This is a genomic window from Adlercreutzia sp. ZJ473, from assembly GCF_013185065.1.
Taxonomy (GTDB): Bacteria; Actinomycetota; Coriobacteriia; order Coriobacteriales; family Eggerthellaceae; genus CAAEEV01.
Genome location: NZ_JAAVTO010000098.1, coordinates 1 through 4,059 on the forward strand (window position 1 = coordinate 1; position 4,059 = coordinate 4,059).

At 60.5% G+C, this 4,059-nt stretch carries 5 protein-coding genes; 2 read left to right on the plus strand and 3 right to left on the minus strand.

Annotated features, from left to right (window positions below; genetic code table 11):
• Both HRL41_RS11650 and HRL41_RS11655 read right to left on the minus strand, forming a co-directional pair.
• Nucleotides 1-511, minus strand: a 511-nt coding sequence (locus HRL41_RS11650; protein WP_172137167.1) for a transposase, incomplete at its 3' end; no start/stop codon positions are given.
• 12 nt (nt 512-523) lie between these two features.
• On the minus strand, nt 524-880 hold the full coding sequence (locus HRL41_RS11655; RefSeq protein ID WP_172137168.1) for a transposase: 357 nt from the start codon (nt 878-880) through the stop codon (nt 524-526).
• On the opposite strand from HRL41_RS11655, the gene HRL41_RS11660 reads away from it, so the two are divergent.
• Both HRL41_RS11660 and HRL41_RS11665 read left to right on the plus strand, forming a co-directional pair.
• Nucleotides 870-1,652 (plus strand): 2-C-methyl-D-erythritol 4-phosphate cytidylyltransferase, encoded by a 783-nt coding sequence (locus HRL41_RS11660; RefSeq protein WP_253904896.1) that lies wholly within the window; start codon nt 870-872, stop codon nt 1,650-1,652. The two genes, HRL41_RS11655 and HRL41_RS11660, sit on opposite strands and share 11 nt — an antisense overlap.
• 42 nt (nt 1,653-1,694) lie before the next feature.
• Nucleotides 1,695-3,506, plus strand: coding sequence for a phosphotransferase (locus HRL41_RS11665; RefSeq protein ID WP_172137169.1), 1,812 nt, complete (start codon nt 1,695-1,697; stop codon nt 3,504-3,506).
• Between the two features lie 292 nt (nt 3,507-3,798).
• On the opposite strand, the gene HRL41_RS11670 is transcribed toward HRL41_RS11665, so the two are convergent.
• Nucleotides 3,799-3,990: a hypothetical protein gene (locus tag HRL41_RS11670; protein WP_172137170.1), complete on the minus strand. Its 192-nt coding sequence runs from the start codon at nt 3,988-3,990 to the stop codon at nt 3,799-3,801.
• Between the last annotated feature and the right edge of the window lie 69 nt (nt 3,991-4,059).

Genomic DNA, 4,059 nt, shown 5'->3' on the forward strand with positions numbered 1-4,059 from the left:
GCCTGGGGCCGCGCCTGTCTTGCGCTATGTCGGGGAGTCTGTCGTCTCCCGAACCCTGGGTGCCTGGCGGCAGGGCGGGCTGCTTCGGGCAGCCCCGCGTCTGGATCCGGGTCATATTGTCTTCGGCCGTGGCGTTGGTCAAGGCGCGCTTGTGTCCGTTGGGGACGCCCTCCCGGTTGCGCTTGATGCTCTTGGCGGCTCGCCTCGTCTCAGGAATGCCGCTTCTGGCGGCGAGGCTGGTCCACTTGGCGAGCGAGTCGCGCTTGTCGGCGCACCATTTCATCTCCGACCAGTCGCGGAGCAGGCGCACGAGCTCGTATGCGCACTTAAGATCGAGGTCTGCCTCGAGCAGGCGCTCCACCTTGGCGGCTCGTGCCTCGCGGGGCTTGAGAAGGGAAAGCTCGGCGATCTTCTCATCGGTGAGGTCGAGCGTGGACATCAAGGTGGCGCGGCTCGCCGCAAGCTGCTCGGCGTACTCAAAATCGATACGCTCGAACTCCTCCAGGCGCATCAAGAAGAGCTTTTAGGTCTCTCTGATCTCCTTGTGCAGGGCCTCGGGCAGCGACTCGTCTCTTTGAACTCGTCTGCGTACATCGTTAAACGCGTCGGTCACGAGCTTCGCCACATGGAAGCGGTCGATGCACGGCACTGCGTCGGGAAACCAGGTCTTCTGCGCGCGTGTGAACATGGGGCTCATGTCGCAACAGAAGTACCGTACGGAGGCGCGCTCCCTTTGACTGAACCCCTCGAAGAAGTGTCCGATGCACTTGGAGGTGAGCTGTGGTGGGATCTCGACCAGAAACTCCGCGTCCCCATCGGCTATCGCCACGGCCATCTTGCCCTCGTCGGCGTTCGCCTTGAACTTGTCGATGCAGTACACGCCGCAGCCAACGGATAGCGGCGTTTCCCATTGGAAAAGGAGTCTTATGGTAACGGCAATTGTTCTCGCTGGCGGTACCGGCACGCGCGTGGGCGCGGGTGTGCCGAAGCAGTTCGTCGAGGTGATGGGCAAGCCAATCCTTGCTTACACGCTCGAGATTTTCCAACAGAACCAAAACGTCGACGATATCGAGGTCGTATGCCACGCGGATTGGATCTCCGAAGCCGAGCGGATCATTGAGGAATACGGGATCGACAAAGCTCGCTGGGTTTGCGAAGGCGGCAGTACGTTCCAAGGGTCCGTCCTCAACGGCGTCATGAACCTCAAGGGCAAGCTTTCGGACGACGACGTCGTCGTCGTGACCTTCGGGGCTGCGCCGATGACCCCCCAGGAGGACATCGACGATTCCATACGCGTCTGCAAGCTGCACGGCAACGGGATCGCCTCCGCGGACATAAGCCTCTGCACCTGCGCAAAGGACGACGAGGAATCGTCGACTCAGAACATCATCAGGGAGACGCTCAAAGGCTTCGCGAACCCTTGGTCGTTCAGGTACGGAGAGCTCTTGGAGGCATACGAGATCGCCGTGGAAGGCGGGCTGCTTGACGAGCTCGAGCCGCACACGACCTCGCTCTACTTCGCCCTGGGCAAGCGAATATGGTTTTCCCAGAGCACGACGCCCCAGGTCAAGATCACGCGAAAACACGACATCGACCATTTCGAAGGGCAGCTGCTGCTCGAGCAAAGGCGGAGAAGCGAGCAGTCGGAATAAACGGATACTGCAGGGACAACGTTAAGGATTGGAGAACCGACAGTGATAACTTACAAGGAATTCGAGGTGACGAAGGCGCTCCTGGGAGGCGGCAGGCCCGACGCCGAGGAGATCTGCGCGCAGACGAGGCACTACGTGTTCAAGAACGCCGACGAGGTGTCCGAGCTGCTCGCCAGCCTCGAGCGCAAGGGGTATGTGGAAGACGGCATGCTGACCAAGTCAGGGCTCGAGGAAATAGAGCCGTGCTGCGTGAGGAACGCCGTCATCCTCGCAGCGGGAGGTGCCGACATCAACGCCAAGTCTGTCTACAACATGCCCAAGGGCCTCTTCATGAAGGACGGCGAGACGCTCATCGAGCGCCAGATCCGGCAGCTTCGCGAGGCCGGCATCGAGGACGTTACCGTCGTCATCGCGTACAAGCAGGAGCTCTACTTCTTCCTGCAGGACAAGTGGGGCGTGACGCTCGAGATCAACCCGGACCTGAAGAAGGGCAACATCCACTCGCTCTACACCGTCCGCGACAGGCTTGGGGCGACCTACATCTGCAACTGCGACAACTACTTCGAGGAGAACCCGTTCTCGCCCTACGAGTACAACTCGTTCCACGCGACCGTGTTCAAGGAGGACGCGTCGGACGAGCTCGTCGTGAGAAAGAACGAGAGCGGGCGCATCCTGGAGGTCTCCAGCTGCGCGAAGAGCGGCGAGTGCGTCTACGGGCACGCATTCATGGACTCCGCGTTCGCGTCGCGTTTCGTGAGATTCATGGAAGAGGAGGAGCGCGACTTCCGGATCTCTCAGATGTTCTGGGAGGAGTTCGTCAGCAGGCACGTGGACGACCTCGACATGTACGCCCGCGAGTACCCTGCCGACATGGTATACGAGTTCGACCACATACAGGAGATCCAGAACATCGAGGGCCTGTTCCTCGGCAACGTCAGCGGGCGCATCAACGGCATCATCTGCAAGGTGCTCGAGTGCTCCGAGGACGAGATTTCCGACATCAACGTTCTGGAGAAGGGCCTCTCCAACATCCTGTTCACCTTCGTGGTGCGCGGCGAGCGCTACATCTTCCGCTACCCGGGCGACTCGACGGCCTTCTTCATCTACCGAAAGAACGAGTGCGTGGCGCAGAAGCTCGGCGCGCTCTCGCATGCGGACGACACCTACGTCTACATCGACGAGGACGGGAACAAGATATCTAAGTTCCGCGAGAACGTGAAGGACATCCACGGCGTGTACTATGAGGATGTGGAGCTGATGAAGCGCGTCGCGAGGAAGATCAGGGCCTTCCACGACGCTGGCAGGGGCATGGAGGGCTGGGGGGAGTACGACTACGACCCCATCTACCAGACCGAGCGCCTGTTCAAGGAGGCCTCGAAGATGAAGGGAGACCTGTTCAAGGTCTTCGAGAGGGAATGGGCCATGATGCGCAGGCTCCAGCGCTATGCCGACATGGACGGCGTTGAGCACACGATGTGCCACAACGACATCAACATCGACAACGTGCTGCTGACCGATGACACCCTCGACATCATCGACTGGGAGTTCGCCGGCTACAACGACCCCGGCTACGACTTCGGCCGCGTGATCGCCGGGCTGGAGTACAGCGCCGACGAGCCGAAGATCCTCGACATCCTCGAGGCCTACTTCGGCCGTCCCGCCACGGAGGCGGAGCACCTGCACTGGATGGCCTACGCCGCCATCCACAACTGGTACTACGTGGGATGGGCGCTCTACAAGGAGTCCATCAACGAGTTCAGCCGCGACTGGATGCTATTCTTCTTCAAGCAGACCAAGAAGCTCGCAGCCTGGTGCCTGCCGCGCTACGAGGCGAAGTACGGGGAGATCGATTAGGACATGCCCATCTACGTCATCAGGCGCGGTTCTGATAAACAAGTTGGGTAGAAAATCGCAATAATCAACTCGCCATCAGGCAAAACATTCGGAATTGAACGTATCTTTGACAACTAAAGCTCCTGTTCGAGCCCAAATTTGGGCGCAGAAGCCTACGCCCTCGGCAGGGCGGGTCTCCGCATGTTCGGTTTTCTGCGCCCTACGGACGCGGATCGACAAAGGGCGTCACCGCCTTCTTGTGCGGCAGCGCGGCATGGCCAAGCGACATCACCTCCCGTCTCCTTTGGCTGGGCTAGAGCCTCGGGTCCTCGAGCTTCACGCCGTTGACCTTGACGCCGCGCTCGACGATCCTCATGCAGCCCAGGGACAGCAGGCAGCGCCTGCGCATGCGCTCGAAGGTCTCGAGCCCGCAGCTCATGCGCCTCGTCACCTTGATGGAGTTGTTGAGTCCCCATATGACCCGGATCCTGTCAAGCGGGCGCAAGGAGAGGCCCCTCGTCCGTCGGCGAGGGATCTCTCTCCATATGCATCGACCCTGTGGTGCGGATCCCGT